General features: G+C 71.6%; 22 protein-coding genes, 7 tRNA genes and 3 pseudogenes. 19 read left to right on the plus strand and 13 right to left on the minus strand.

The genetic code is table 11. From position 1 onward, the window contains the following. Nucleotides 1-967 (minus strand): serine/threonine-protein kinase (locus tag ABT288_RS41985; protein ID WP_351619900.1); only part of this gene is annotated, 967 nt, incomplete at its 3' end. Nucleotides 968-1569: 602 nt separating this feature from the next. Between ABT288_RS41985 and ABT288_RS41990 the strand changes: the two genes are divergently transcribed. The 3 genes from ABT288_RS41990 (at nt 1570) to ABT288_RS42000 (ending at nt 3323) form a co-directional block, all read left to right on the plus strand. Next, nucleotides 1570-1746, plus strand: a complete 177-nt coding sequence (locus ABT288_RS41990; RefSeq protein WP_351619902.1) for a hypothetical protein — start codon at nt 1570-1572, stop codon at nt 1744-1746. A 234-nt stretch (nt 1747-1980) separates the two neighbouring features. Next, the gene (locus tag ABT288_RS41995; RefSeq protein ID WP_351619905.1) at nt 1981-2943 is read left to right on the plus strand and encodes a phosphotransferase; all 963 of its coding nucleotides are present in this window, start codon (nt 1981-1983) and stop codon (nt 2941-2943) included. A gap of 80 nt (nt 2944-3023) precedes the next feature. Continuing rightward, nucleotides 3024-3323, plus strand: a complete 300-nt coding sequence (locus ABT288_RS42000; RefSeq protein ID WP_351619907.1) for a TFIIB-type zinc ribbon-containing protein — start codon at nt 3024-3026, stop codon at nt 3321-3323. A gap of 48 nt (nt 3324-3371) precedes the next feature. Here the strand turns inward: ABT288_RS42000 and ABT288_RS42005 are convergent. The 5 genes from ABT288_RS42005 to ABT288_RS42025 all read right to left on the minus strand — a co-directional run bounded on the left by ABT288_RS42005 (nt 3372) and on the right by ABT288_RS42025 (nt 3848). Beyond that, a tRNA-Val gene (locus ABT288_RS42005) sits at nt 3372-3443 on the minus strand. Between the two features lie 29 nt (nt 3444-3472). Further along, nucleotides 3473-3544, minus strand: a tRNA-Val gene (locus ABT288_RS42010). A gap of 47 nt (nt 3545-3591) precedes the next feature. Further along, a tRNA-Val gene (locus ABT288_RS42015) sits at nt 3592-3663 on the minus strand. Nucleotide 3664: 1 nt separating this feature from the next. Then, nucleotides 3665-3738: transfer RNA gene (locus ABT288_RS42020), tRNA-Cys, on the minus strand. Between the two features lie 37 nt (nt 3739-3775). Continuing rightward, nucleotides 3776-3848, minus strand: a tRNA-Gly gene (locus ABT288_RS42025). 178 nt (nt 3849-4026) lie between these two features. Here ABT288_RS42025 and ABT288_RS42030 point away from each other — a divergent pair. The 3 genes from ABT288_RS42030 (at nt 4027) to ABT288_RS42040 (ending at nt 6802) form a co-directional block, all read left to right on the plus strand. Further along, nucleotides 4027-5082 carry a chorismate-binding protein gene (locus ABT288_RS42030; RefSeq protein ID WP_351619910.1) on the plus strand — a complete coding sequence of 352 codons (1056 nt, stop codon included), beginning with the start codon at nt 4027-4029 and terminating at the stop codon, nt 5080-5082. Further along, on the plus strand, nt 5079-5900 hold the full coding sequence (locus ABT288_RS42035) for an aminotransferase class IV (protein ID WP_351619912.1): 822 nt from the start codon (nt 5079-5081) through the stop codon (nt 5898-5900). Before ABT288_RS42030 ends, ABT288_RS42035 begins: the two co-directional genes overlap by 4 nt. 77 nt (nt 5901-5977) lie before the next feature. Continuing rightward, a complete protein-coding gene (locus ABT288_RS42040; protein WP_351619915.1) occupies nt 5978-6802 on the plus strand; it encodes a GNAT family N-acetyltransferase in 825 nt (274 codons plus the stop codon). Between the two features lie 17 nt (nt 6803-6819). Here ABT288_RS42040 and ABT288_RS42045 read toward each other — a convergent pair whose 3' ends face one another. Continuing rightward, nucleotides 6820-7344 carry a DsbA family protein gene (locus tag ABT288_RS42045; protein ID WP_351619918.1) on the minus strand — a complete coding sequence of 175 codons (525 nt, stop codon included), beginning with the start codon at nt 7342-7344 and terminating at the stop codon, nt 6820-6822. 285 nt (nt 7345-7629) lie between these two features. Here ABT288_RS42045 and ABT288_RS42050 point away from each other — a divergent pair, with 285 nt between their 5' ends. Then, nucleotides 7630-8073 (plus strand): hypothetical protein, encoded by a 444-nt coding sequence (locus ABT288_RS42050; protein WP_351619921.1) that lies wholly within the window; start codon nt 7630-7632, stop codon nt 8071-8073. Nucleotides 8074-8290: 217 nt separating this feature from the next. Beyond that, the gene (locus ABT288_RS42055; RefSeq protein ID WP_165289388.1) at nt 8291-8443 is read left to right on the plus strand and encodes a hypothetical protein; all 153 of its coding nucleotides are present in this window, start codon (nt 8291-8293) and stop codon (nt 8441-8443) included. An 84-nt stretch (nt 8444-8527) separates the two neighbouring features. Here ABT288_RS42055 and ABT288_RS42060 read toward each other — a convergent pair whose 3' ends face one another. Both ABT288_RS42060 and ABT288_RS42065 read right to left on the minus strand, forming a co-directional pair. Beyond that, nucleotides 8528-9088 (minus strand): CGNR zinc finger domain-containing protein, encoded by a 561-nt coding sequence (locus ABT288_RS42060; RefSeq protein ID WP_351619923.1) that lies wholly within the window; start codon nt 9086-9088, stop codon nt 8528-8530. A 301-nt stretch (nt 9089-9389) separates the two neighbouring features. Beyond that, nucleotides 9390-9803, minus strand: coding sequence for an SsgA family sporulation/cell division regulator (locus ABT288_RS42065; protein WP_166633628.1), 414 nt, complete (start codon nt 9801-9803; stop codon nt 9390-9392). Nucleotides 9804-9994: 191 nt separating this feature from the next. Between ABT288_RS42065 and ABT288_RS42070 the strand changes: the two genes are divergently transcribed. The 7 genes and pseudogenes from ABT288_RS42070 (at nt 9995) to ABT288_RS42100 (ending at nt 15319) form a co-directional block, all read left to right on the plus strand. Then, on the plus strand, nt 9995-10468 hold the full coding sequence (locus ABT288_RS42070) for a TIGR02611 family protein (RefSeq protein ID WP_351619927.1): 474 nt from the start codon (nt 9995-9997) through the stop codon (nt 10466-10468). Nucleotides 10469-10553: 85 nt separating this feature from the next. After that, nucleotides 10554-10625, plus strand: a tRNA-Val gene (locus tag ABT288_RS42075). An 880-nt stretch (nt 10626-11505) separates the two neighbouring features. Further along, nucleotides 11506-12381: pseudogene (locus ABT288_RS42080) on the plus strand (alpha/beta fold hydrolase); the annotation flags it as partial. A 183-nt stretch (nt 12382-12564) separates the two neighbouring features. Continuing rightward, nucleotides 12565-13667: pseudogene (locus ABT288_RS42085) on the plus strand (ABC transporter substrate-binding protein); the annotation flags it as partial. Between the two features lies 1 nt (nt 13668). Further along, nucleotides 13669-14636: pseudogene (locus ABT288_RS42090) on the plus strand (exo-rhamnogalacturonan lyase family protein); the annotation flags it as partial. 125 nt (nt 14637-14761) lie between these two features. Then, entirely contained in the window at nt 14762-15208 is a 447-nt protein-coding gene (locus ABT288_RS42095; protein ID WP_351619930.1) for an SRPBCC family protein, read from the plus strand. Between the two features lie 39 nt (nt 15209-15247). Then, a tRNA-Val gene (locus ABT288_RS42100) sits at nt 15248-15319 on the plus strand. 53 nt (nt 15320-15372) lie between these two features. On the opposite strand, the gene ABT288_RS42105 is transcribed toward ABT288_RS42100, so the two are convergent. After that, on the minus strand, nt 15373-16098 hold the full coding sequence (locus ABT288_RS42105; protein ID WP_351619933.1) for a 3'-5' exonuclease: 726 nt from the start codon (nt 16096-16098) through the stop codon (nt 15373-15375). A gap of 168 nt (nt 16099-16266) precedes the next feature. Between ABT288_RS42105 and ABT288_RS42110 the strand changes: the two genes are divergently transcribed. The 3 genes from ABT288_RS42110 (at nt 16267) to thrS (ending at nt 20160) form a co-directional block, all read left to right on the plus strand. Next, nucleotides 16267-16833 carry a DUF4365 domain-containing protein gene (locus ABT288_RS42110; protein WP_351619936.1) on the plus strand — a complete coding sequence of 189 codons (567 nt, stop codon included), beginning with the start codon at nt 16267-16269 and terminating at the stop codon, nt 16831-16833. Beyond that, nucleotides 16830-18062 carry a hypothetical protein gene (locus tag ABT288_RS42115; RefSeq protein WP_351619939.1) on the plus strand — a complete coding sequence of 411 codons (1233 nt, stop codon included), beginning with the start codon at nt 16830-16832 and terminating at the stop codon, nt 18060-18062. The genes ABT288_RS42110 and ABT288_RS42115 overlap by 4 nt, the downstream gene beginning before the upstream one ends. 121 nt (nt 18063-18183) lie before the next feature. Next, the gene (gene thrS / locus ABT288_RS42120; RefSeq protein ID WP_351619941.1) at nt 18184-20160 is read left to right on the plus strand and encodes a threonine--tRNA ligase; all 1977 of its coding nucleotides are present in this window, start codon (nt 18184-18186) and stop codon (nt 20158-20160) included. A gap of 36 nt (nt 20161-20196) precedes the next feature. Here thrS and ABT288_RS42125 read toward each other — a convergent pair whose 3' ends face one another. After that, a complete protein-coding gene (locus tag ABT288_RS42125; RefSeq protein ID WP_351619944.1) occupies nt 20197-20853 on the minus strand; it encodes a potassium channel family protein in 657 nt (218 codons plus the stop codon). Between the two features lie 67 nt (nt 20854-20920). On the opposite strand from ABT288_RS42125, the gene ABT288_RS42130 reads away from it, so the two are divergent. Beyond that, a complete protein-coding gene (locus tag ABT288_RS42130; protein ID WP_351619947.1) occupies nt 20921-21481 on the plus strand; it encodes an HIT family protein in 561 nt (186 codons plus the stop codon). Nucleotides 21482-21660: 179 nt separating this feature from the next. On the opposite strand, the gene ABT288_RS42135 is transcribed toward ABT288_RS42130, so the two are convergent. After that, nucleotides 21661-23307: an AbeC-like domain-containing protein gene (locus ABT288_RS42135; RefSeq protein ID WP_351619950.1), complete on the minus strand. Its 1647-nt coding sequence runs from the start codon at nt 23305-23307 to the stop codon at nt 21661-21663. 212 nt (nt 23308-23519) lie between these two features. Then, on the minus strand, nt 23520-25721 hold the full coding sequence (locus ABT288_RS42140; RefSeq protein WP_351619953.1) for an elongation factor G-like protein EF-G2: 2202 nt from the start codon (nt 25719-25721) through the stop codon (nt 23520-23522). Between the last annotated feature and the right edge of the window lie 191 nt (nt 25722-25912).

Genomic DNA, 25912 nt, shown 5'->3' on the forward strand with positions numbered 1-25912 from the left:
CGCCGGTGCCGCGCGCCGGTGCGCCGGGGGCGGTGCGCCGCTGGGTGCGCTGCTGCTCGGGGTAGGTGTCGAGGAGCCGCCCGGTGGGCCGGTCCGCCTCCGCGGCGCGCGGTGCCGGCGGCCGTACGCCGTCCAGGCCCTGGGCCTCGCGGGCCGCGATCTCCTTGAGCCGCAGGGACAGCTGCAGCGTGCTGGGCCGGTCCTCGGGGTCCTTCGCCAGACAGGCCCGCACCAGCGGGGCGAGCGCGTCCGGTACGCCGTGCAGCTGCGCCTCCTCGTGCACCACCCGGTACAGCATCACCTCGGAACTGCCGTGCCCGAAGGGCGAGTCGCCGGTGGAGGCGTAGGCGAGGGTCGCGCCCAGGGAGAACACGTCCGTCGCCGGGGTGACGGCCGCGCCGCGCACCTGCTCGGGCGCGAGGAAACCGGGGGAGCCGACCGCCGTACCGACGTGGGTGAGCGTGGAGGCGCCGGTGGCCCAGGCGATGCCGAAGTCGATGATCCGCGGCCCCTTCGGGGACAGCAGGATGTTGGACGGCTTGAGGTCCCGGTGGACGACACCGGCCTCGTGCACCGCGACCAGGCCCTCGGAGAGCGCCGCGCCGACCGCCGCGGTGTCGGCCGCGCTCAGCGGACCCTCGTCGGCGACCTTGTCGTGCAGGGAGGGTCCGGGTACGTACTGCGTGGCGAACCAGGGCCGCTCGGCCTCCAGGTCCGCGGCGACCAGCCGGGCCGTGCAGCCGCCCCGGATCCGCCGGGCCGCCGAGACCTCACGGGCGAACCGCGAACGGAACTCCTGGTCCTCCGCCAGATCGGGCCGGATCACCTTCAGCGCGACCCGCTGCCCCTTCTTGTCGGAGCCGAGGTAGACCACACCCATCCCGCCCGCGCCGAGCCGTCGGTGAAGCCTGAACGAGCCGACGACGCGCGGGTCCTCGCGCCTCAGGCGCATCATCGCCATGTTCATCCCCGCTGCCCGGTCCCTGTGACGTGGCACAGCTTACGTTTCCACGGCCGCCTGCGCGCAGAGGCCGCGCCCTCCGGGCCGGACGGATTGTGCCGACCACCGGCACGACATGAAAGGCGGTCAGGAAGCAGGCGTGCGCGGGGCCCTTGGGGCGCCTATCCCCTCAACCGATCCTCGGCGTCCGGGTGTTGAGGTCGGGAGACGTCAGGTGGTGCCGGTTCGGGCGGCCGTCCGACACCCGCCGCGGACCGGCCGCGAACCCGGGCGCGGGACGGGCCGGGCACCTGGCGCGGCACAGGTCCCGCACCCGGCCGGAGTGATCGAAGTCACTCCTCGTGGTCGTCGGACGCTTCGGAAAAGACCGGACACAGTGGCCACCCCTTCCGGGAAGACCCCGAGACCCCGGCCCGCGTCTCCACCCAGGGGAGTACGTCCCGAGTTGTGGCTCATCCTCGGGGAGGCCCGGCAATCGATACGAGGGCATGACGCCCGGCAGCCGCCCCGCGCCTAGATTTGAGGTCAAGCGGCGGGTGCAGCACTCGTCCCCCGAGGTCAGACACCCGCCGCTGCCGAAGACAACCGACACGGTCAGGAGAGGGACCATGGCCCACACGGCACCGCGACGCCCGGCGTTCGCACCGCGCCGGACGGGCCGCCGCCACCCCCTGGTGGCGACGCTCATGGCCCTTCCCCTGGCGGCCCTGCTCCTGCTCGTCTGCGACGGCTGGGAGACGGTGGCCACACAGGCGTCGTCCGTGGGTGTGATGCTGGGGCGCTGAGCGGCGACCCCAGGCCCGGAAGAGCGGTCCGGGCGGGGACATCCATCCAGGAAACCCCGTGGGGACGGGGGTGCGGCGGACGGCACAAATGCCGGCGCAGCTGGGGAGCTGCGCCGGCATGCGCCGTTTCCGGGACGCCGTGAGCTGTGCGGCACCCCGCCGGCGCGGGCAGGCGGTCCCGCCCCCGGCCGACGCCAGTACGCTCAGGTGCCAGTCCACCCATCCGAGGCACCGTTGACCGCAGACAGCCCCGCCCTCATACCCGCACTCACCGCAAAGGCGAGAGCCGCCGTACACCCGGACACCGGCGGAGCCCCCTGCACCTGTGCGGCCGGCCCGGCCGTCCTCGCCGACCGCCCCGACGCCACCGTCGTACGGCACGCCGACACCGTCGTGAAGGCCCACGCCCCCGGTACCGACCGCGCCGAGCTGACCCGGCGCCTCGCCCTGGCCGCCCGCCTCCCGGACGTGCTGCTGCCCCCGCTCTCCCCGGCCCCCGCGGCCGTACTGGACCGCCTGGTGACCTTCTGGCCGTACGGCGCCCCCGTGGACCCCGACGACCGGGACGCGGCGCCCTGGGAGGCCGGCGCCACCCTCCTCGCCCGTCTGCACCGCACGCTCCCGCACGCCGGCCTGCCCCCGATGCGCGGCCCTGTCAAGGCCGCCCGCGCCATCGCCCGGCTGCGCTCGGTCCTGCGCGCCGAGCCCCGTCCGGCGGCCGGTGCCGTCCTCGCCGCCTGGGCCGCGCTCCCCGCCTGGGCCCGCGGCGAAGCGCCCATGCCCGGCGCGCCCGCCCTCTGTCACGGCGACCTGCACCTCGGCCAGCTCGTCCGCCACCCGGCACCGGACGGCCCCTGGCGCCTGATCGACGTCGACGACCTGGGAACCGGTGTCCCGGCCTGGGACCTCGCCCGCCCCGCCGCCTGGTACGCCTGCGGGCTCCTCTCGCCGGACGAGTGGACCCGTTTCCTCGGCGCGTACCAGCGGGCCGGCGGCCCGGCCGTGCCCGCGGCCGGCGACCCCTGGCCCGCCCTGGACGTCCCGGCCCGCGCACTGACCGTGCAGACGGCCGCCCTCGCGGTCACCAAGGCGCTCGGGGCCGGCCGTCCGCTGGACGAGGTGGAACAGGCGGTCATCGACGCATGTGCCCGAATGGCCCTGATTCCACACCAGTTGGCGCCCGAAGCCACCGACTAGGCTGCAACCGTCCTGGGCCGGACGGAGTCTGTCCTGGGGAAGCACGAAGCGGGACCGACCGGCGAGGAGTTGAGCCGACCATGCATTGTCCGAAATGCCACGCGCCGATGCACACCTACAACCGCAGCGGCGTCCAGATCGAGCAGTGCAGCGGCTGCCGCGGCATCTTCCTCGACTACGGCGAGCTGGAGGCGCTGACCCAGCTGGAGGCCCAGTGGTCCAGGCCGGTGCCTCCCGCCCCGCAGGCGTACCCGACGGCGCCCGCGCCGGCCTGGGGTGCCCCGCACGGCGGTCACCACGGCGGCCATGGACACCACGACCACCACGGACACCACGACGGCCACCACAAGAGCTGGGCGCACATGCTCTTCTCCAGCTGAGGGCACGAAGAAGCCCCCGGCCGAGTCGGCCGGGGGCTTCTTGCTGTGTGGACGATACTGGGATTGAACCAGTGACCTCTTCCGTGTCAGGGAAGCGCTCTCCCGCTGAGCTAATCGTCCGCAGGCCGTGACCCGCGAGTCACGGACAGTGCGCGATACTGGGATTGAACCAGTGACCTCTTCCGTGTCAGGGAAGCGCTCTCCCGCTGAGCTAATCGCGCGGGCGGGGATCTTCGAGAAGACCCGTGGATCCTGCGAGAAGATCCAGTGGACGATACTGGGATTGAACCAGTGACCTCTTCCGTGTCAGGGAAGCGCTCTCCCGCTGAGCTAATCGTCCTTGGAGGTGGAGACGGGATTTGAACCCGTGTAGACGGCTTTGCAGGCCGTTGCCTCGCCTCTCGGCCACTCCACCAGGAGTGTAGGGGATCGGAACGACCCCTCTTCCTTCGAGCGGACGACGAGGCTCGAACTCGCGACCTCAACCTTGGCAAGGTTGCGCTCTACCAACTGAGCTACGTCCGCCTGTCGTTTCGGTCCGCTTCCGCGTCCCGGCGACGTGTTGAACTCTAGCGGATTCCCGGGCCAGTACAAAAACGCGTTTGCGCAGCGTGCTGCGCTGCCCCCTGGGGACCCCGTGGCCGGAGCCTCCTCCGGGACACTCCCGGGCCACCTGTCGGACACCCGACCTAGACTCGACCACGTGCTGCACCACCCTTCCGGCCTCCCGCCCCTGGCCCGCTTCGGCGACCGCGTCGCCACCGGCCTCCTCGACGTGACCAGCGACCCCGCCGCCCTGGACTCCACCGGCTTCTGGGCCGTCTGCGCGGACTTCGAGGGGCGGCTGACCTGCGCCCGCTTCGCGGACGTACGCGAGGAACCGGTGCCCGTCCCGGTGCCGGGCGACTGGCGGGGCCCGGCGGTGGGGGAGTGGACCTCGTCCCTGGACCGGGCGGCGTACACGGCGGGCGTCCGCCGGATACGTGAGTACATCGCGGCCGGTGAGGTCTACCAGGCCAACCTCTGCCGCGTGCTCAGCGCGCCGGTCGCCCCGGACGCCGACGTCGACGCCCTGACCGCCCTGCTGGCCCGCGGCAACCCGGCACCGTACGCCGGGACCATCCGGCTGCCGCAGCACGGCGTGGAGATCGCCACCGCCTCACCCGAGCTGTTCCTGCGCCGGGTCGGGCGTGTCGTGGAGTCGGGGCCCATCAAGGGCACCGGACGCACGGAGGCGGACCTGCTGGAGAAGGACTACGCCGAGAACGTGATGATCGTGGACCTGGTCCGCAACGACATCGGGCGTGTCTGCGCCACCGGCAGTGTGACCGTCCCCGATCTGTGCGCCGTGGAGAAGCACCCCGGCCTGGTCCACCTGGTCTCCACGGTCCACGGCGAGCTGCGGGACGGGGCCGGCTGGCCGGACCTGCTGGCCGCCGCGTTTCCGCCCGGCTCGGTCACCGGTGCGCCCAAGTCGAGCGCCCTGCGGATCATCGAGGCGCTGGAGACCGCTCCGCGCGGGCCGTACTGCGGCGGCATCGGCTGGGTCGACGCCGACCGGGGCACCGGCGAGCTGGCCGTGGGCATCCGCACCTTCTGGATCGACCGGGAGACCGGGATGCTGCGCTTCGGCACCGGCGCCGGCATCACCTGGGGCTCGGACCCCGAAGGGGAGTGGCGGGAGACCGAGCTGAAGGCGTCCCGGCTGCTCGCGGTAGCGTCGGGGACGTACGAGGCAAGCGGAGGGGTGTTGGCATGAGGATCTGGCTGGACGGCGGGCTGCGGGACCTGGAATCCGCGCGTGTCTCCGTGTTCGACCACGGGCTGACGGTCGGCGACGGCATCTTCGAGACGGTGAAGGCGGTCCACGGCAGGCCCTTCGCCCTCACCCGGCACCTGGACCGGCTCACCCGCTCGGCCCGGGGCCTGGGCCTGCCCGACCCCGACCACGACGAGGTCCGCGAGGCCTGCGCCGCGGTCCTGGAGGCGAACCCGATGCCGCTCGGCCGGCTGCGGATCACCTACACCGGCGGCCACGGCCCGCTCGGCTCCGACCGCGGCGAGCACGGCCCGACCCTCGTGGTCGCCCTCGGCGAGACCACCCGCCGCCCGGACTCCACCGCCGTGATCACCGTCCCGTGGACCCGCAACGAGCGCGGCGCCCTCACCGGCCTGAAGACCACCTCCTACGCCGAGAACGTCGTCGCCCTCGCCCGCGCCCATGAACACGGCGCGTCGGAGGCGCTGTTCGGCAACACGGTCGGACAGCTCTGCGAGGGCACCGGGTCGAACGTCTTCGTCGTCCTCGACGGCGAGATCCACACCCCGCCGGTCGCCTCCGGCTGCCTGCCCGGCATCACCCGCGCGCTGACCGTCGAGTGGACCGGCGCGAAGGAGACCGACCTGCCGCTGGACGTCCTGCGGCGCGCCGACGAGGTCTTCCTCACCTCGACCCTGCGCGACGTCCAGGCCGTCCACCGGGTCGACGACCGCGAGCTGCCCGGCACCCCGGGTCCGGTGACCGCCAAGGCCATGCAGATCTTCGACGAGCGGTCCGGGCAGGACCTGGACCCCTGAGCCGGGCCTGCGGGGCCCGGCGCCCGGTACCGGAAAACAGGCTGACTCGACGGCCGGCCGCGGGTAGAACACCGGTGATGACCACGACCCTGCGGCCGACCGAGCCGCTCCAGCACAACGCCGACGGCACCCGTTCGCGCCGCTACCAGGTGTGCGTGAACAGCCGCCCCGTCGGCGAGATACACCTCGGCACCTCGCCGTCCCTCGGCGACTCCGTGGCACGCGTCATCGACCTGCGGATCGCCGAGCCGGACCGGCGGCGCGGCCGGGGCACGGTGGCCGCGCTCGCCGCCGAGGAGGTCGCGCGCGGCTGGGGCTGCACACAGATCGAGACCCTCCTCCCCGCCTCTGCCGACATCGCCCTGCGGCTGTTCGGCGCCCTCGGCTACACCCCGCGCAACCGCGGCATGGAGAAGCGGCTCGGCACCACCCCGCCCGAACTGCCGCCGGGCAGCCGGGCGCGGTCCATGACCGAGGCCGAGTTCGAGGTCTGGCGGGCGTACGAGAGCGAGCACTACGCCCGCGTGTGGATCGAGCTGGGACTCCCGGAGGCCGCCACCCGCGCCCGCGTCCGGGAGGGTCACGCGAAACTGTTGCCGCACGGGCTCCACACGGAGGGCATGCTGTTCAGCGTCCTGGAGCACGAAGGAGTGCAGGTGGGTACCCTCTGGGTGGCCCTCCAGGGCGACAAGGCGTTCGTGTTCGACGTGAAGACGGACGACGCCCATCGCGGCCGGGGGCACGGCCGTACGCTCATGCTCCTGGCGGAGCGCCAGGCGACAGAGGCCGGGCGGACGGTCCTCGGACTCAACGTCTTCGCCGGCAACACCCCGGCAGAGCGGCTGTACGAGTCACTCGGCTACGAAACGGTGGTCCACGCCCTCGCCAAGCCCCTGCTGTAGGGCTCGGGCCGCAGGGCTCAGGCGCCCTGGCCGCCCAGCAACCGGTCGGCGATCTCCTCGATGCGCGCGCGCAGCCCCTCCTGGCTCTTGCCGCCGTCGAGGCGTTCGCCGCCGATGACGTACGTCGGGGTGCCGGTCACCCCGATCGCCTTGCCCTCGGCCTGGTCGGCGTCCACGATCAGGATGTGCCGGCCGTCGATCAGCGCGGTGTCGAACTCCTCGTCGTCCAGGCCGAGTTCACGGGCCACCTCGACCAGGAAGGGCTCACCCTTGCGGTCCAGCTCCTCGACCCGCGCCAGCACGGCCTCCACGTACGGCCACCCCTTGCCCTGCGCCAGCGCCTCCTCGGCGGCTTGGGCGGCGGCGAAGGCGTGCTTGTGCTTCTCCAGCGGGAAGTGCCGCAGCCGCAGCTCCAGCCGGTCGCCGTAGCGGGCGCGCAGGGCGCGTACGTCGTCCAGGGCGGTGCGGCAGTCGGGGCACTGCAGTTCGCACCAGACGTCGAGGACCAGGGCATCGGTGCGTGCGGGGGAGGAGTCGCTCATGCCGACCAGTCTCCCAGGCCGGACGCGGGCGGCCCAACCGGGACGGTGCGGCTCGGGACGGCACGGCCCCACGGCCTCGCACCGGGACTCCACGGCCTCGCACCGGCATTCCAGTACGGCACTCCCGTAGGAGGCGACCCGGAGATGTCCCTGATGTCCCGTGGGGGCATGGCATCGGGAGGATGGGGCGGTGCAGGATGGAGGGGACGGAGGCGGCGCGCCCTGCCGGTGTGCCGCGTCCGCCGAAAGTCCCTGCCACCCGACCGAGCCCGCCAGGAGGACCGGATGATTGCCGAGACCGTCTGCTCCGCCGTGTCCGCGGCGGGCCTGGGCATCGCGGTGGTCACGGCCTACCGCAAGCGTTTCCTCGCGGCGACCCGCATCGCGGCCTACTCGCTGGTGCCGGTCGGCCTGGTGATGACCGGGGTCGTGGGCTGGCTCGCCGACACCGCCTTCAGCCCCACCGCCTGGGCGGGCTTCGGGGTGCTGGGCGCGGCCTGGCTCCTGTTCGCGGGCACCCGGGCGGTCGAACGCCGACGCGGCGGCACCCGCGCCGAGCGCAAGGCGGCCCGCGGCGACCGGGCCGAGGCCGTGGCCCCCGGGGCCTCCGCGCCTTCCCTGGGCCCGGGCACCCGGCCTGCGACCGGCTCCGCCACCGCTCCGCGCGCCACCGGCTCCAGCGACGACTTCAGCGACATCGAGGCCATTCTCAAGAAGCACGGCATATGAGAGCCACAGGCCGCCGGGGTGCCGTCCTGTCCCCCGTCGCTGCTCGGTCCCGGACCGACCCCTCGGACTGAAACGACACAGAACGCCGCGCGGACGTCCGGAACCGTTCACAACCCGAAGCAAGTCGGACGAGACGGGGCGATATACGGCAACTCCCGTATCTCGCGGGTGGGTTGATCGCGCACGGGGCCTTTCGTAGGCCATGATCTGCGGCGAGATGCTGGACACGAGACAGAGCGAGGCCGCGCCGCCGAAGGACGAGCCGCGCGGGTGCCTCTTCGCCCTATCCCAGCCACCGCTGATGATCTTCCTTGCGGTGATCGGGTGTCTGCTCCTCATGGCTGCGCTGCACGACCTGCTGTTGCTGTGAGCCGTACACGTCCGTTCCGGCGCCACCCGCCGGGACGGACGTCGCCCCCTCCTGATCTTCGCTGCCGGCCGGTCCGCGGGAAGGTCAGCCCGTCGCTTCCTTGCGGCGGGCCCGGTACGCGGCCACGTGCAGTCGGTTGCCGCAGGTGCGGCTGTCGCAGTAGCGCCGCGAGCGGTTGCGGGAGAGGTCGACGAAGGCGCGTCGGCAGTCCGGTGCCTCGCAGCGCCGCAGTCGCTCCCGCTCCCCGGCCACCACGAAGAAGGCGAGCGCCATTCCGCAGTCGGCGGCGAGATGGTCGGCCACGGAGGCGCCGGGTGCGAAGTAGTGCACGTGCCAGTCGTAGCCGTCGTGGTCCGTCAGGCGCGGGGTGGTGCCCGCCGCGGCGACCAGTTCGTTGATCAGCCCGGCGGCGGAACGGGCGTCCGGCGCGGCGAAGATCGCCGCGAAGCGCCCCCGGACCCTGCGGACCGCCGAGAGATCGAACTCCGACAGCACACCGACATCGCTGATCTCGTGGTTTCGTACGAAATCCGCGAGAGCCGGGACATCGGGCAGTCCGTCGGCCGCCGCATCGTCCTCCGGCGCGGTGTTCACCAGATCCACCACGGTGTCGAGGGCGCACCGGGTGTCGTGGGTGATCAGCACGTTTCGCTCCCTGGCCTGAGGGTCGGGCGGACGCCCGCCGATGCTGGCCGATGGTAGCGACAACCCGCCCACCGCACCGGCCTCCGCCCGACCTCGGTTGCCGGTAGAACGCCTCCGCACCCGCGGTGGTTCCCGCGCACGGCGGCGTGCGCGGGTCATGCCGGTGGCGGAATGGGGCGAACAGGCCGGCGCCGTCCACGTGAATCGCTCACGGTGACGGCGCCGGGCTGTGCCGTATGCGGTTGTCTTGGCCCGAGCCGTCTCCCCGAGTGGACGGCGCCGGGCTGCTTTCGGCCGCGACCTAGCTCTCCGCCAGGATGTGCGAGAGCTCCTGATCCAGATCGAAGTGCCGGTGTTCCGTGCCGGGGGGCACGGCGGCGTCTGTTCGCTTCAGGAAGGACTCCAGGGCCCGCGCCGGGGCCTCGAGCAGGGCCTCCCCCTCCGGGGAGCTGAGGGCGATGCACACGACGCCCTGACCATGGCTGCGCGACGGCCAGACACGGACGTCGCCGGTCCCGGTGGGCCGGTGGAGCCCCTCGGCGAGGAGGTCGCGGGCGAACACCCACTCGACGGTCTCCTCGGCTCCGGTGTGGAAGGTGGCGTGCACGGCGTAGGGGTCGCCCGTGTCGTACCGCAGGCCTGCGGGGACAGGCAGGGAGGACTCGCTCGACACAACGAGGCGCAGGTGCAGCTCGCAGCTGACCGTGGTGTTCATAAGCGCCAGGGCCTTTCGCTCAGTGTGCGCTCGGGGATTCGCACGTCGGCGAAATCGACATGCCACCTACGATGCCGTTGTAAACCCCTCTGAGGGTTTTGCGTGTCTTTACGTAACTCTTCCGGCCGAGAACTCGTACGAGATCTACGACCATTCCGGTGACTGGATTCACTCCGGTAGGGTTTGTCTGTATGAATACGGGGAGTGACGAGCCGGGCGAGGTCGTCGTGACGGCGGACAAGGCGAGGACGGAACGGCGGAAAGTCGGGCAGACCGGACGCGGGACGGGTGACGGGCTCGGCTCCCGGGCGCCGGAATTCATCAAGGCCCGTAGACTGCTGCACCTGAGCTGGCAGGTCGGTGTCTTCCTGGTCGGCCTCGCGGTCGTCGTCGCGGGGATCATCATGCTGCCGCTGCCGGGACCCGGCTGGGTGGTGATCTTCGGCGGCATGGCGATCTGGGCGACCGAGTTCGTCTGGGCACAGCTCGTGCTCCGCTGGACCAGGCGCAAGGTCACCGAGGCCGCCCAGCGGGCCCTCGATCCCCAGGTCCGCCGCCGCAACATCACGCTGACCGTGATCGGGCTCGTGATCGTGGCCGGGCTCGCCGGGATCTACCTGTCGAGGTTCGGCCTCGTCATGCCGTGGAAGGCCAAGGATCAGTGACCCGGCTGCGCCGCCCGGTCGCCTCGCCGCCCCGGCCCGTGGTCGGAAGCACCGCCTGACATGGGGTAATGTTCTTCCTGCGCCCGGGCGATTAGCTCAGTGGGAGAGCGCTTCGTTCACACCGAAGAGGTCACTGGTTCGAACCCAGTATCGCCCACCCGGACCGACGGCCCACCTGCGAAAGAGCAGGTGGGCCGTCGGCGTATGCGTGCCCGAACCGGCTCGGCGCAGCCCGGTCGGCCAACGCCCCGGCGAGCAACGGGTCCGGGTCTCCTGCGGGACTTCGAGGGCGGGGCAGCTGATCTGGGTCTCCTGCGCGGACTTCGGGGATGGACAGCTGATCTGGCTCTTCTGCTTGGACCTCGACACCGAGCGCAGGCTTTTGCGCCTGGCGTACCGACTCCGGGGGAGCACCGGCTCCAGGTCGCGGTCGCGCTTCGACTCCGGGCATGAGCGCTGGCTCCGGGCCTCCTGTCCCGAGGTCAGATGCCTGCGTTGGCTTCAGGGCTCCTGCTGCGGCTTCGGGTGCGAGTGCTGGCTCCGGCCTCCTGCCCCGGCTCTGGGTGTGAGCGCTGACTCCTGGGCCCCTTGTCCCGAGGCCAGGTGCCCGCGTTGGCTTGGGGCCCCTGCTCCGACGCCGGGCGTGAGCACCGACTCCGGGGGCGAGCACCGGCTCCCTCGCCTCCGCCGAGGTTGGCGATCGGCGCAGGTCCAGGCCGGCCGGTCCCCGAGTCGCCGAGCCCGCTGCCCGGGCCGCGGTCGCATCCGCCCTGCGCGTTGGCGCGCTGCCCGTGGAGAAGCCCGCCCCGCCCCGCCACCTGCACGCTTCCTCGTGTGGAGGTCGCGCGAGCAGCCCGCCCTTTTGCCGAACCGGCAAGCCACCAGCGCCCAGGAGCCCCATGCCACCCGAGACCGCGCCAAAAGTCCCCACGGCCGCGCCCAAGACCCCTCGCCGCGCCGCCAACACCACCCGCACCACTCCTCCCCCAACACGACCCCGCCTCCAGCACCACCCCCACCCCCACCCCCGCCCCCACCCGGAGTCCTGGTACTCCTGGCGGCACCAGTTGCCGGCCCTGGCCGCCGCCGGTTGCCGCGCCGTGGCCGTCGAGGTCCGGGGCTACGGCCGTTCGTCCAGGCCGGTGGCCGTGGACGCCTACCGGATGCTCGAACTGGTCGCGGACAACGTCGCCGTGGTGGAGGCCCTGGGGGAGGGGGTCCGCAGTGGCCGTCGGGCACGACTGGGGCGCCATCATCGCCCGCCACCTCCGCCCTGACCAGCCCCGATGTGTTCCGGGCCCCGGCGCTGCTCGGCGTGCGGTGCACCCGGCCCGGCGGCCCGCGGCCCAGCGAGGTCTACGCGCGGATGGGCGAAGAGGCGGAGTTATGGGTCTCGTACTTCCAGCAGCCGGGCCGGGCCGGGTCAAGGCGGAGATCGAGCCCGACTGCGCGGCCGGCTCGCGGGCTTCCACGCCGCCGTGTCCGCCGGCATCATGCCCGCGCCGGGCGCCCCCCGACCCGCACTTCGTCGGCCGCGGCGGCACCCTGCGCGAACGCTTCCCCGTCGGCCGCCGCCGGTCTGGCTGGGCGAGGGCGACCTCGATTTCCCGGCCGGCGAGTTCGAGCGGCCGGGATGACCGGGGCGTCGAAGCGGTACCGGACCGTGGACCGGGACCGGGCGGACCTGGCCGGACACGAGGGTGCCCCGATCACGCAGCCCTCGCTGTTCGTCGGCGGCGCCCTGGACGCCTCGCTCGCGTGGCCGGCCGACGCCATCGAGGCGTGCCCCGAGACCCTGCCCGGCCTGTTAGGCGCGCACGTCCTCGACGGCTGCGGCCACTTCGGCCAGCAGGCGCGCCCCGGAGGAGACGGACCGCGTCCTGATCGACTGGCCCGCCGCCCTGCCCAGCTGAATCCCGCCAGTCCTGCCCCGGTGTTCGGATTGTCGGTCATACGCGGCTCACCTGCGGGAACGGCCGACAGGCCGGCTCGGGACCAGCACCGCTCACAAGAAATTCCCGTCCGCATCATTGACGCACCCCGGGCCCCTCCGTAACTTGTGCCAGCAAGCGCTTACTTGAAACGATTCATGAACCATGGGAACCAGCAGGAATCTTGCGGGGCTTACGATCCTGAAGGCGGCCGGGGCCTCGGCGGCAGCGCTGGGGCTCGCCGCGACGAGCGGGTGCGGTGGCGGAAGCGGTTCCGGGGACGGGACGGTGACGATCCGTTACTCATGGTGGAGTGCCGAGGAGCGGGCCAAGAAGATCAACCCGACCATCGCCCTCTTCGAGAAGAAGTACCCGAAGATCAAGGTCAAGACCGACTTCCAGACGTATGCGTCCTTCTGGGAGAAGTTCCAGACCCAGGCCGCCGGCGGAAATCCCCCGGACGTTTTCCAAAATGCCGTCACCTTTCTTCGGAAGTACGACAAACGAGGAATTCTCCTCGATCTCAAGTCTCAGGTGCAGGCAGGTAATCTGACCCTGGATCACTTCCGCGAGGGCGTGACGAAGGTCGGCGAGGTCGACGGAAAGCAGCTCGGAATTCCCGTCGGCTCCAACACCATGGCGCTCGCCGTCGACAAGAAGGTGTTCCAGAAGGCCGGTGTCGAGCCGCACCCGGGATGGACCTGGGACGACTACTTCAAGGCCCTGAAGGCCATCCACGGCAGGACGAAGGTCCCCGGGGACACCGGCTACTTCGCCATCATGTACCTGTACGACCTCTATCTCCGCCAGAACGGCAAGGCCTTCTTCGCCAAGGACGGACTCGGCTTCGACAAGGCCGATCTGACGGAGTGGTGGGCCGACGGCTGCAACCGCGTCAAGGTGGGCATCGTCACCGACCCGAGGTCGTCCAGCAGGACACGCCCAAGTCCTCGCTCTCGGCCGGCCACGGCGCCTCGGAGTTCCCCTGGGACAACGTCACCGTCCGCTACTCCGCGGAAGGCAACAGCACCTACGGCCTCGCGCCCATCCCCACCACGGACGGCCAGCACACCGGGCAGTACCTCGCCTCCATGATGCTCAGCGCCTCCGCCCACACCCCCCATCCCAAGGAGGTCGCCCAGTTCATCGACTTCATGGTCCACGACCCCGAGGTTGGCAGGATCATGGGCTACGACCGGGGCATCCTCGCCAGTACCGAGCAGTACGCGGCGTACAAACCGACCGACGAGGTGAACAAGGAGATCGCGCATGCGCCACCAGTGGCGGTACGACGTCGGCGGCTACGCCTGGGACAACTCCGAGCTCTCGCCCGACCTGTGGCTCTGGTACGCGTACCTCAGGAGCACCTCGGCAAGTGGGCCGGCCTCGGCACCCGGCACGGCGTGCAGCACTTCGGCGACAGCGCCAAACAGCAGCGCATCGCCAACACCACCTACCGGCGCTTCTACTACTTCCTCACCGCCGACGAGCGCGTGGGCGACCTCATGCACGCCAACGTCGACTCCGACGAGACCTTCCTCGTCCTCGACCCCCAGCGCAAGGTCCGCATCGACCCCTACACCCCCGACCGGCACGCCCTGTCGATCGGCTTCGGCACGGACTGGAGCGGCCTGGTGTCGGCCTGGCTGACCGAGTGGGAGCGCATGGGGCCGAAGTGGGAGAAGGCCAGGGCGCGCGTGCTGTCCACGATGGAGGGCATCGCCGCCCAGCCCAACGGATTCGTCCAGGGCGGCGGGCTGTACGACCTCGACACGGGCACGTTCGCCGTCGCCGGCAAGCCGGGCGTGTCGGTCTCCCACCTCTCGGCGGTCTTCGGCCTCAACGAGCTGTGCGCCGAGCTGATCCACCTGGTCGACATGCCCGCGTTCCAGACGGCCTACCTGGACTACTGCCGCTACTTCAACGCCACCAAGGCCGAACAGAAGGCCCGCTACGGCTCCGACTTCGGCACCCTGCTGCTCTTCCAGGGCCACTCGCGCCTCGACGCCTACGCCGCCGTACAGACCGGTGACGCGACGCTCGCCGGACGCGCCTGGACCAAGTTCTACGGCTCCGACGGCTACACCGAGTCCTCGCCGTGGAAGACCGAGAAGCTGACCGGCCCCGTCACCCTGGTCGAGGGCAGCGAGGCGAGCTGGGTGTCCAGCAACGTCACCGCGCTCTACGGGCTCGCGGCCATCGAGAACCTGGCACTGCTCGGCGACAGGATGCCCTAGCCCACAGCTGGGGGAGCGCCGTCGCACGGGCGGCGGCGCTCGCCCACCGAGTCTGTCCCGGCGCACGGCGCGGCGCATGAGTACGCGTACTCACATCCCGTGCCCCGCCGGGGCAGACTCCCGCCATGGACTGGACCCACTACCGCTTCCGCAGCCTGTGGTCCCTGCCCGCCCCGCCGGCCGTCGTGTACGCGCTGCTGGAGCGGCCCGAGGACTATCCGGGCTGGTGGCCGCAGGTCCGCTCGGTGACCAGGCTGGACGCCGACACCGGGGTGATCACCGTCCGCTCCCTCCTGCCGTACGACATGACCGTCACCGCACGGCAGAGCCGCCGCGACCCGGACGCCGGTGTGCTGGAGGTCACCCTGTCCGGTGACCTCGAGGGCTGGGTGCGTTGGACGGTCACCGCGGAGGGTGCCGGGACCCTGGCCCGTTACGACCAGGAAGTGGTCGTGCACAAGCCGCTGCTGCGCCGGCTCGCCGTACCCGGCCGCCCGGTCTTCCGCGCCAACCACCGCCTGATGATGCGGTCCGGACGGCGCGGGCTGCTGCGCCGCCTCCAAGCGGTTTGAAGGATCGGCGCCCGCACCTGTATTGTTCAGTGCGTTCCCGGGCGATTAGCTCAGTGGGAGAGCGCTTCGTTCACACCGAAGAGGTCACTGGTTCGAACCCAGTATCGCCCACCGGGAGAGGCCGGTCCGCAGCAGCGGACCGGCTTTCTGCGTGCTGAGCGGGCTCACGCCGCCGCCGGCAGCTCCGGCCTGAGTGGCCAGTCCGTGCTGACGATCTCCTCCGAGCCGCTGCGCGCGAACCACGCCTGCAGCCCGCGGGCCTGTGCCGCGTGCCAGCCCGTCTGGAGGGTGTGCAACTCGGCCGGGGTAAGGCGCTCGAGACGGGTCGCGAAACGGCGGCCCAGGGCCCGTACGACGTCCAGCGCGGCCAGCGCGTCCGCCGCGGCGTCATGCGCCTCCTGCAGCGTCACGCCGTAGTGGTCGCACAGGTCGGTCAGGGTGCGGCGGCCCTTGCGGTAGCGGTCCAGATGCTTGTCCAGCACCCTCGGGTCCAGCACACGCAGCGGGGTCGCCTCGAACCAGCGGTCCAGCGAGGACGCCCGGTGCCGGCGCAACTCCCGGTCCAGCAACGTGAGATCGAAGGGCGCGTTCATCACCACCAGCGGGCGGCCCATCGCCGCGTGCTCCGCCAGCTGCTCGGCTATCTCGTACATCACCGGCGCCGGCCAGCGGCCGTTGCACTGCAGGTGCTCCTCCGTCAGCCCGTGCACCGCCGTGGCCTCCTCGGGCACCGGGACGCCCGGGTTCACCAGCCAGCGGGTGACCCGGGGCCGGGTGCCCGGCGCGTCCTGGACGACGACGGCGGCCGACACGATCCGGTCGGTCTCGACGTCCACGCCCGTCGTCTCCGTGTCGAAGGCGGCCAGCGGCCCCTCGTACCAGTACGTCATCCCAACCCAACTCCTCGTTCACCCAGGGCAGGTGACGTTCCGTCTTCTGCCCGTTTGGTGATACCCGGGCCGTTTGCGCCGTACGCCGGGAGGAGACAACAGGAGTACGGGTCTTTGCAGTTCAGCGGCCCGCAGTGGGGACATTCATTGCCTGGAAGGCTGTTGGTCATGGCCATAGCGCAGCCCGAGCGGGGCGGGCTGCTGCCCGATCGCCCGGGCACCGTCCGCGGCACGCTCGCCACCACCGCCTGCATGGAGACACTGCAGGTCGGCTACTTGCACGCGGTCGCCGCCGCGGCCGGCTGCTCGCTGTCCCAGCCCTTCCCGGACAACGGCATCGACTGGCACGTCAGCCACAGCGCACCCGGACACACCGTCGACGACGAGGTCACCATCAAGGTGCAGCTGAAGGCCACCTACCAGGTCGCGCCGAACCCGCCGGGGCGCTCCTTCTCCTTCACCCTCGACAACGACCATCTGCGCAAGCTCGCCCGCACACCCGTCTCGGTGCACAAGATCCTGGTCGTCATGCTCGTCCCGCGCTCGCAGGACGACTGGCTGCGCGCCAGCCACGACCGGCTCGACCTCAGGCACTGCTGCTACTGGGTCAACCTCGCCGGCCACCCCATCACCGGCCGGCACCGGACCACCGTGCGGATACCGACCACACGCATCTTCGACGACCGGGCGCTCTGCGAGATCATGACGCGGGTCGGGACGGGAGGCAGGCCATGAGGAGCCGTCCGTACGAGGAGCTGCCGCGCCAGGTCCGGCCGCATCCCGACGACCTCTCCTGGAACCGGCCCCCGGAGGCCGCCGAGGTCGACCCCGCCGTGCTCGGCGCCCTGCTGCAGCGGCACGGCTGGCAGCGGCGCGGCGGAGCCCCCGGGCGCTACGGCCGCTGGACCCCGCCGGGACCGGGCGCCGGCGGGACCAGCCTGCTGGTGCCCGAGAGCCGCGCCTTCCCCGACAGCGACGACCTGCTCGGCGAGGCCCTCGACGCCCTCGCCCGCAGCGCGACGCCCGCCGCCCGCGAGGTGCTGATCTCCCTCGCCGTGCCCAGCGACGAGATCCGCTGGTGGCGCGACGCCCCGAGCGGACCCGTCGGCGCCGCGCCCTGGACGGCCGACGAGCAACTGCGCGGCGCCGCACGGCAGATGCTGCTCGCCGCCGCGCTCGCCACACGCGCGCGTGCCGGCTACCACGGCGCCCGCCACCGCCGCTCCGCCGCCGCGCTGCTCCAGGACGTCCTCGTCGGGCCCGCCGCCGAGGGCCGGCACCTCACCGCCTTCGTGCCCGTGCCCACCGGCCGCCCACTCGCCGTCCGCCTGCACCAGGCCCTGTACGCCGCCCGCGAGGCCGTCGACTACCAGCGGGCCACCGGCGGCATGGACGCCTTCGACGGCGCGGTCGAGGCCGGCGTCAGCCGTGAACTCACCGAGGCGCTGGCCGCGCTCGTCCGGGGCACCGAGGGCGCCCGGATCGCTGTCGCCTGGGCGCCCGGCGCCGGCGTCCCCGAGGGCTGCGCCGCCTCCGCCGAACCCGTCGAGTTCTCACCCGGCGACCTGCCCGTGCTGCGCGAGGCCGCCGCCCGCTATCTGCGCGAGGAACCCTCCGTGCCGGTCCGCGTCACCGGCGCCGTCGTCCGCATGCGCCGCTCCGGGCCCGAGGGCGAGGGCACCGTGCGGCTGCGCGTCCTCGCCGGCGCCGATGTCACGCACGTCCGCGTCACCCTGGACGAGGAGGACTACCGCATCGCCGGCCACGCCCACCTCGTGGGACTCCCGGTACGGGTGCACGGCCGGCTGGAGCGCCGGGGTGGCTTCCGCCGGCTCACCGGCGCCTCCGGGGTCGTACCCGTGCAGGTGGACGAGGGCGAGCGGGACCGGCTCATGAAGTCCCTGCAGGAGAACCTCGACTTCTTCGAGGAGGCGTGCGGGGAGGCGTACGGGGACGAGGACTGAGGAGTGTCGGACAGGGAACTGTGGGTGACCGTTTCGCGGTCGGCGCGGTGGGGTCGGTACGATCGCCTGTGCGCGCGCTCCTGGTATGGCGCCGCACCCCACCTTCAGTCAGGAGAGACCGGTGTCAGACGTCCGTGTGATCATCCAACGCGATTCCGAGCGGGAAGAACGCGTGGTGACGACGGGCACTACGGCCGCCGACCTCTTCGCGGGCGAGCGCTCGATCATCGCCGCGCGTGTCGGGGGCGAGCTGAAGGACCTCGCCTACGAGGTCAGGGACGGCGAGACCGTCGAAGGCGTCGAGATCTCGTCCGAGGACGGCCTGAACATCCTGCGCCACTCCACCGCGCACGTCATGGCGCAGGCCGTGCAGGAGCTGTTCCCCGAGGCCAAGCTGGGCATCGGCCCGCCCGTCAAGGACGGCTTCTACTACGACTTCGACGTCGAGAAGCCGTTCACGCCCGAGGATCTCAAGGCCATCGAGAAGAAGATGCAGGAGATCCAGAAGCGGGGGCAGCGCTTCGCCCGCCGTGTCGTCACCGACGAGGCCGCCCGTGAGGAGCTGGCCGCCGAGCCGTACAAGCTGGAGCTGATCGGCCTCAAGGGCTCGGCGTCGCACGACGACGGCGCGGACGTCGAGGTCGGCGCCGGTGAGCTGACGATCTACGACAACCTGGACGCCAAGACCGGCGAGCTGTGCTGGAAGGACCTCTGCCGCGGTCCGCACCTGCCCTCGACCCGCTTCATCCCGGCGTTCAAGCTGATGCGCAACGCGGCCGCCTACTGGCGCGGCAGCGAGAAGAACCCGATGCTGCAGCGCATCTACGGCACCGCCTGGCCGTCCAAGGACGAGCTGAAGGGGTACCTGGACTTCCTCGCCGAGGCCGAGAAGCGCGACCACCGCAAGCTCGGCACCGAGCTGGACCTCTTCTCCATCCCGGAGCAGATCGGCTCCGGCCTCGCCGTCTTCCACCCCAGGGGCGGGATCATCCGCCGGGTCATGGAGGACTACTCGCGGCGCCGCCACGAGGAAGAGGGCTACGAGTTCGTCTACACCCCGCACGCCACGAAGGGGAAGCTCTTCGAGACGTCCGGGCACCTGGACTGGTACGCCGAGGGCATGTACCCGCCCATGCAGCTCGACGAGGGCGTGGACTACTACCTCAAGCCCATGAACTGCCCGATGCACAACCTGATCTTCGACGCGCGCGGCCGCTCCTACCGCGAACTGCCGCTGCGCCTCTTCGAGTTCGGGACCGTGTACCGGTACGAGAAGTCGGGCGTCGTGCACGGTCTGACCCGCGCCCGCGGCTTCACGCAGGACGACGCGCACATCTACTGCACCCGTGAGCAGATGTCCGAGGAGCTGGACAAGACGCTCACCTTCGTCCTCGGCCTGCTGCGTGACTACGGCCTGACCGACTTCTACCTGGAGCTGTCCACCAAGGACCCGGAGAAGTTCGTCGGCTCCGACGAGGTCTGGGAGGAGGCGACCGAGACGCTGCGCCAGGTCGCCGAGAAGCAGGGCCTGCCCCTCGTCCCGGATCCGGGCGGCGCCGCCTTCTACGGCCCGAAGATCTCCGTCCAGGCCAAGGACGCGATCGGCCGGACCTGGCAGATGTCGACCATCCAGCTCGACTTCAACCTGCCCGAGCGGTTCAACCTGGAGTACACGGGCCCCGACGGCTCCAAGCAGCGCCCGGTCATGATCCACCGCGCGCTGTTCGGCTCCATCGAGCGGTTCTTCGCCGTCCTGCTCGAGCACTACGCGGGCGCCTTCCCGGCCTGGCTGGCCCCGGTCCAGGCGCTCGGCATCCCGATCGGCGACGCGCACGTGGAGTACCTGGAGAAGTTCGCCGCCGCGGCCCGGAAGAAGGGCCTGCGCGTCGAGGTGGACTCCTCCTCGGACCGCATGCAGAAGAAGATCCGCAACGCCCAGAAGCAGAAGGTGCCCTTCATGGTCATCGCGGGCGACGAGGACATGTCGAACGGCTCGGTGTCCTTCCGCTTCCGCGACGGCTCCCAGGAGAACGGCATCCCGTTCGACGAGGCCATCGCGAAGATCGCGCAGGTCGTTCAGGAGCGGGCCCAGGTCTGATCCGGCGCCCGCTCCGTACGAAGGCCCCCGGGAGGTTCAGCGTCCCGGGGGCCTTTCGTCTCCCTCGCGGGTGAAGGTCTGCATCAGCCAGGACGAGAACGAGCCCGTCACCGCGCCGAGCAGGGCGAGGCCGCCGATCATCATCCCGATGGCGATCGTCCGGCCCATCGGGGTGACCGGGGTGATGTCGCCGTAGCCGACCGTGGTGAGGGTCGACGCGGCCCACCACACGGCGTCCCCGAACGTGCGCATGGTGGCGTCGGGGGCTCCGCGCTCCGCCTGGTAGACCGCGAGAGCACCGGAGAAGCCGAGCAGCAGGGTGGACAGGCCGGCGTAGGAGATCACCCGTGCGTGCAGCGAGAGCCGGGGCTGTCCGGCCTTGCGCTGCACCGCGTCGTACAGCGGAACGATCCGCAGCGGGCGCAGCAGCGGCAGCACGACCACCGCCGTGTGCAGCATGTGCGTGGGGACGAAGCGCAGCCCCTGCCCGCTGAGCCGCCAGCGCACCCCGTAGTCCGCGGCGAACAGCACCCAGAGGGCCAGCATCACCAGCTTGCACACGGTGTGCCAGAAGTCGGGCAGGCCCGGAGCCAGGACATGGGTGGCATACGCGGCCAGGAAGACCAGCGACGCCAGGAAGAGGGGGATCTCGGTGCGCTGCTCCCAGAGCGCCCGACGGCTGTCGTCGTCCACCGGCCAAGCTTGGCCGGTGACCTTTCTCCTGCCGCCCCGGCGACACGCCGCGAACGGGCGAAGCCATATGCTGCCTAGCATGACGAGTGAGCCGGAGCAGCAGATCGGAGTGGGGACGCAGGACGCGTTCCAGCGCCTGTGGACGCCCCACCGGATGGCCTACATCCAGGGCGAGAACAAGCCGACCGGCCCGGGGGCCGACGACGGCTGTCCCTTCTGCACGATCCCGGCCAAGTCCGACGAGGACGGACTGATCGTCCGGCGCGGTGAGCACGTGTACGCCGTGCTCAACCTCTATCCGTACAACGGCGGCCATCTGATGACGGTCCCGTACCGCCATGTCGCCGACTACACGGACCTGACCGGCCCGGAGACCGCGGAGCTCGCCGAGCTGACCAAGCAGGCGATGACGGCCCTGCGCACCGCGTCCGGCGCGCACGGCTTCAACATCGGCATGAACCAGGGCACGGTGGCGGGCGCCGGCATCGCCGCCCACCTGCACCAGCACATCGTCCCGCGCTGGGGCGGCGACACGAACTTCATGCCGGTGGTCGGCCACACCAAGGTGCTGCCGCAGCTCCTGGCCGACACCAGGAAGATGCTGGCGGAGGCCTGGCCGGCGGCCTGATCCGTCCGTGCCGGCCGACGGCGACCAGCCGGTCCGGCGTGTGAGGACGAGGCCGTCCACGGCCCGAGCGGGGGTCCGGGGGCGGCAGCCCCCAGGGACCGCAACCCACCGCGCACCCGCACCCGCACCGGCCGAACCGCCGGAAGCCCCACTCGCACCCGGCCAAGCCCGCCGGAGGCCTACGCGTCGTACAGATCCGCCTTCCTCGGTGTCGGGTCCTGGACCTGTCCGCTGAGGAAGGTCGAACGCGTGCCGAACTTCTCCGTGTCCACGCCGTTCTCCTCCAGCACCCTGATCGCCGCCGAGTGCACCACCCGCAGCACCGGCGTGGCCGCGCGCAGCGCGTCGTCGGCCATGAAGCGGTGCCGCCAGGGCTGGTCGGCCCAGGCGTGCCGCAGACCGAACGGCTCGGGCAGGACGAGCGAGCCGCCGAGCCAGTTCAGCAGCGGGGGGTACCAGGCCAGCGGGGCGCGCGAGGCGAGCCGTACCACCTCGTCCGCGGTGACCAGCGGCAGCATGATCTTCCTGGTCTCCCAGGGCTTGAGGGACTTGGCGACCTCCTTGCTCGGCGGCTCCGGCTTGGAGGTGAACAGCGGGTTCACCGGTCCCAGCGCGTGCCCGGTCACCTCGATGCGCAGCGTCTCGTGCAGCACCGTCACCGTGATCAGCATGGTGAGGACCAGCTGGCCGTCCCACAGCGTCCACTGCACGCCCAGGTAGTGCCGGTCGCCGCTGCCGAACTGCTGCTTGTTGCAGATCTCCTGTATCGCGTGCGGCTTGACCTGGAACGCCTCGACATCGGTGCCCTCGGGCCGGGACACCGCCGTGGCCTTCTCGCCGATCGGCGTGACGATCCAGTGCTTGATGGACGGCTTGGGGAAGCCGCCGGTGTTCAGCGGGCCGCGCTCCAGCAGGGCGAGCTGGTCGTGGATCGCGCGTATGACGTCCCAGCTGCGGAAGGGGTGGATCTCCCGGGTCGGGTCGGCGGGCACGAGGTCCTCGGCGAGCTGCCAGGCGCCCCAGCGGGTGCCCATGCCGAGTATGCCCTTGGGGCCGGCGTAGAAGACCGCGTTGGACTGCTGCTCGGCGGTGAGCCGGGCCAGCGACTGGCGCAGCTCCTCGGCCGCGGTCTGGTTGGGGCCGCGCGGCACGGCCTCGGGGACCTTGGCGCCGACGCTGGTGCCCGAGAGCAGGCCGTCCCAGCGGGCCCGCAGATCATTGGCCGTGCGCTCGCAGATCCGCTTGGCCCAGAACCAGCCCAGCACGGGGAGCACCACGCACGCCCGGGCGTACCACGCCCAGAAGCCGGTGAACGGCATCTTGATCAGGAACAGCGCGGCGAGCACGCTGACACCCAGGAGCAGGGCGGTGGCGAGCGCACCCGCCCGTTTGTCCTCGCGCGTGGCGACGAACGTGCGCAGCTGGAAGACGAGCAGCCAGGCGATCAGCCCGGGCAGGAAGAGCACTCCGCACAGCACCGTCACGGCGGTCAGGCGGTTGTCGCGCTCCCGGCGGATGTTGTTGGCCGCGAGGCAGTGCTCGACGACGAACTGGGGCTCGGTGCCGAAGGACTGGATGAGCGGCTTGCGGCCGGGAGCGAGCATCCGGGCGATCACGGCCCGCGAGAACGCCTCACCGAGGTTGGGCCGCAGCAGTGCGATCCTGCCGGGGTTGAGGGTCGACTCGTGCCACTCGTTGTCGGCCTTCTTGATCTCCTCCATCGGGCTGTCCCGGTACGCCGCCGAGGCCAGCGCGGAGGTCGCCGCCTGCCCCTCGTCGCCCGAGACGGGCACCTGGGGTCCGTCCCACTCCGTTCCCAACGACATTCCCGCCCCCATCGCCGCCGGTGTCGCCTCTGCGGCCTTCCCGACTTCCTCGCTCCGCACACCTGTTGAACAGGCCGTCGCGTCGATTACCCGTCACAACCGGACGACTGCGGCACGACGCGATCAGGTGATCAGCGTATCCGCCGCCACCGACAACCCGCGGGCGGACGGCCGAAGCCGCCCGCCCGCGCACCCGGCTCGCGGGTGCTGAACTACCCGTTCTCACCTGCCTGTTCGCGGATCCTTTCGGCGATCTGCGGCGGCATCGGCTCGTGCCGGGCGTAGGCGCGGTCGAACCGCGCCGTGCCGTGCGACAGCGAGCGCAGGTCGACGGCGTACCGGCCGATCTCGAACTCGGGGACCTCGGCCCTGATCAGGGTCCGCCCGGAACCCACCTGTTCGGTGCCGAGCACCCGGCCGCGCCGGCTGGACAGGTCGCTCATGACGGCGCCCACGTAGTCGTCGCCGACCAGCACGGACACCTCGGCCACCGGCTCCAGCAGATGGATCCTCGTGTCGGCCGCGGCCTCGCGCAGCGCGAGCGCGCCCGCGGTCTGGAAGGCGGCGTCGGAGGAGTCCACCGAGTGCGCCTTGCCGTCCAGCAGCGTGACCCGCACGTCCACGAGCGGATATCCGGCGGCGACGCCCTTGGCGGCCTGGGCCCGTACGCCCTTCTCCACGGACGGGATGAACTGCCGCGGTACGGCGCCGCCGACGACCTTGTCCACGAACTCGATGCCCGAGCCGCCCGGCAGCGGCTCCACCTCGATCTCGCAGATGGCGTACTGCCCGTGCCCGCCGGACTGCTTCACATGCCGCCCGCGCCCGGTGGCCTTGTTCGCGAACGTCTCCCTCAGGGAGACCTTGTGCGGGACGACGTCGACCTGGACGCCGTAGCGGCTGCGCAGCCGTTCCAGGGCGACGTCCGCGTGGGCCTCGCCCAGGCACCACAGAACCACCTGGTGGGTGTCCTGGTTCTGCTCCAGACGCATGGTCGGGTCCTCGGCCACCAGCCGGGACAGGCCCTGCGAGAGCTTGTCCTCGTCGGCCTTGCTGTGCGCCTGGATGGCGAGCGGCAGCAGCGGGTCGGGCATCCGCCAGGGCTCCATCAGCAGCGGCTCGTCCTTGGCGGAGAGCGTGTCCCCGGTCTCGGCCCGGCCGAGCTTGGCCACGCACACCAGGTCACCGGCGACGGCGTGCGTCACCGGCCGCTGCTGCTTGCCGAAGGGCATGGACAGGGCGCCGACCTTCTCGTCGACGTCGTGGTCCTCGTGGCCGCGGTCGGCCAGCCCGTGCCCGGAGACGTGCACCGTCTGGTCGGGGCGCAGGGTGCCGGAGAAGATGCGGACCAGCGAGACGCGGCCTACGTAGGGGTCGGAGGAGGTCTTGACGACCTCGGCGACCAGCGGACCGTCGGTGTCGCAGGGCTTCAGCTCGCGCGACTTGCCGTCGAGGGTCGTCACCTCGGGCAGCGGGTGCTCGAACGGGGTCGGGAACCCGCCCGTGATCAGCTCCAGCAACTCGACCGTACCGAGCCCCTGTTTGGCGCCCTCGGCGGCCGGGGCGGCGGCCAGGACCGGGAAGAACGAGCCCCGGGCGACGGCCCGCTCCAGGTCCTGGATCAGCGTTCCGACGTCGACCTGTTCGCCGCCGAGATAGCGGTCCATGAGGGTCTCGTCCTCGCTCTCGGCGATGATCCCCTCGATGAGCCGGTTGCGGGCGTCCTCGATGTCCGGCAGCTGGTCCTCGCCGGGCTCGAAGTCCTTGCGCTCGCCCGTCGAGTAGTCGAACAGCTTCTGCGACAGCAGCCCGACCAGCCCGGTCACGGGCGCGTGCCCGTCGGGACCCTCGGGGCCGCGCAGCGGCAGATACAGCGGCAGTACGGCATCGGGGTCGTCCCCGCCGAAGGCCTCCGCGCAGATCCGGGTCATCTCCTCGAAGTCGGCGCGCGCCGCCTCCAGGTGCGTGATCACGATCGCGCGCGGCATGCCGACGGCCGCGCACTCCTCCCAGACCATCCGGGTGGAGCCGTCCACGCCGTCCGAGGCCGAGACGACGAAGAGGGCCGCGTCCGCGGCGCGCAGCCCGGCCCTGAGCTCCCCGACGAAGTCGGCGTACCCGGGGGTGTCGAGCACGTTGATCTTGATGCCGTCCCATTCGACCGGCACCAGGGAGAGCTGTACGGAGCGCTGCTGCCGGTGCTCGATCTCGTCGTAGTCCGAGACGGTGCCGCCGTCCTCCACGCGGCCCGCCCGGTTCACCGCCCCCGCAGTCAGCGCGAGGGCCTCCACCAGAGTCGTCTTGCCCGAACCGGAGTGGCCGACCAGCACCACGTTCCGTACGGATGCGGGCTGGTCGGCCTCCAGAGCCCTGCCGGCGGCCCCGGGGTGGTGTGTCTGAGTCTTGTCGCCCATGATCCTGCCTCCCGTGCACGGTGAGGTCACTGTGGGCGCGGACACGCGGGACCCGCGTGCACTGGCGGCTCCGGCGACGCCCGCGGTTATTCGAGCTTTCCACTCCCGTCACGCTGCGTCCATACGAACGACAGCCGCGGCCGCCGATCGCGCCGCGCGCGCCCCGCGCACGGCGGCGCACACCGGCCCGC

It is taken from the genome of Streptomyces sp. NPDC001093 (assembly GCF_040298985.1).
Taxonomy (GTDB): Bacteria; Actinomycetota; Actinomycetes; order Streptomycetales; family Streptomycetaceae; genus Streptomyces.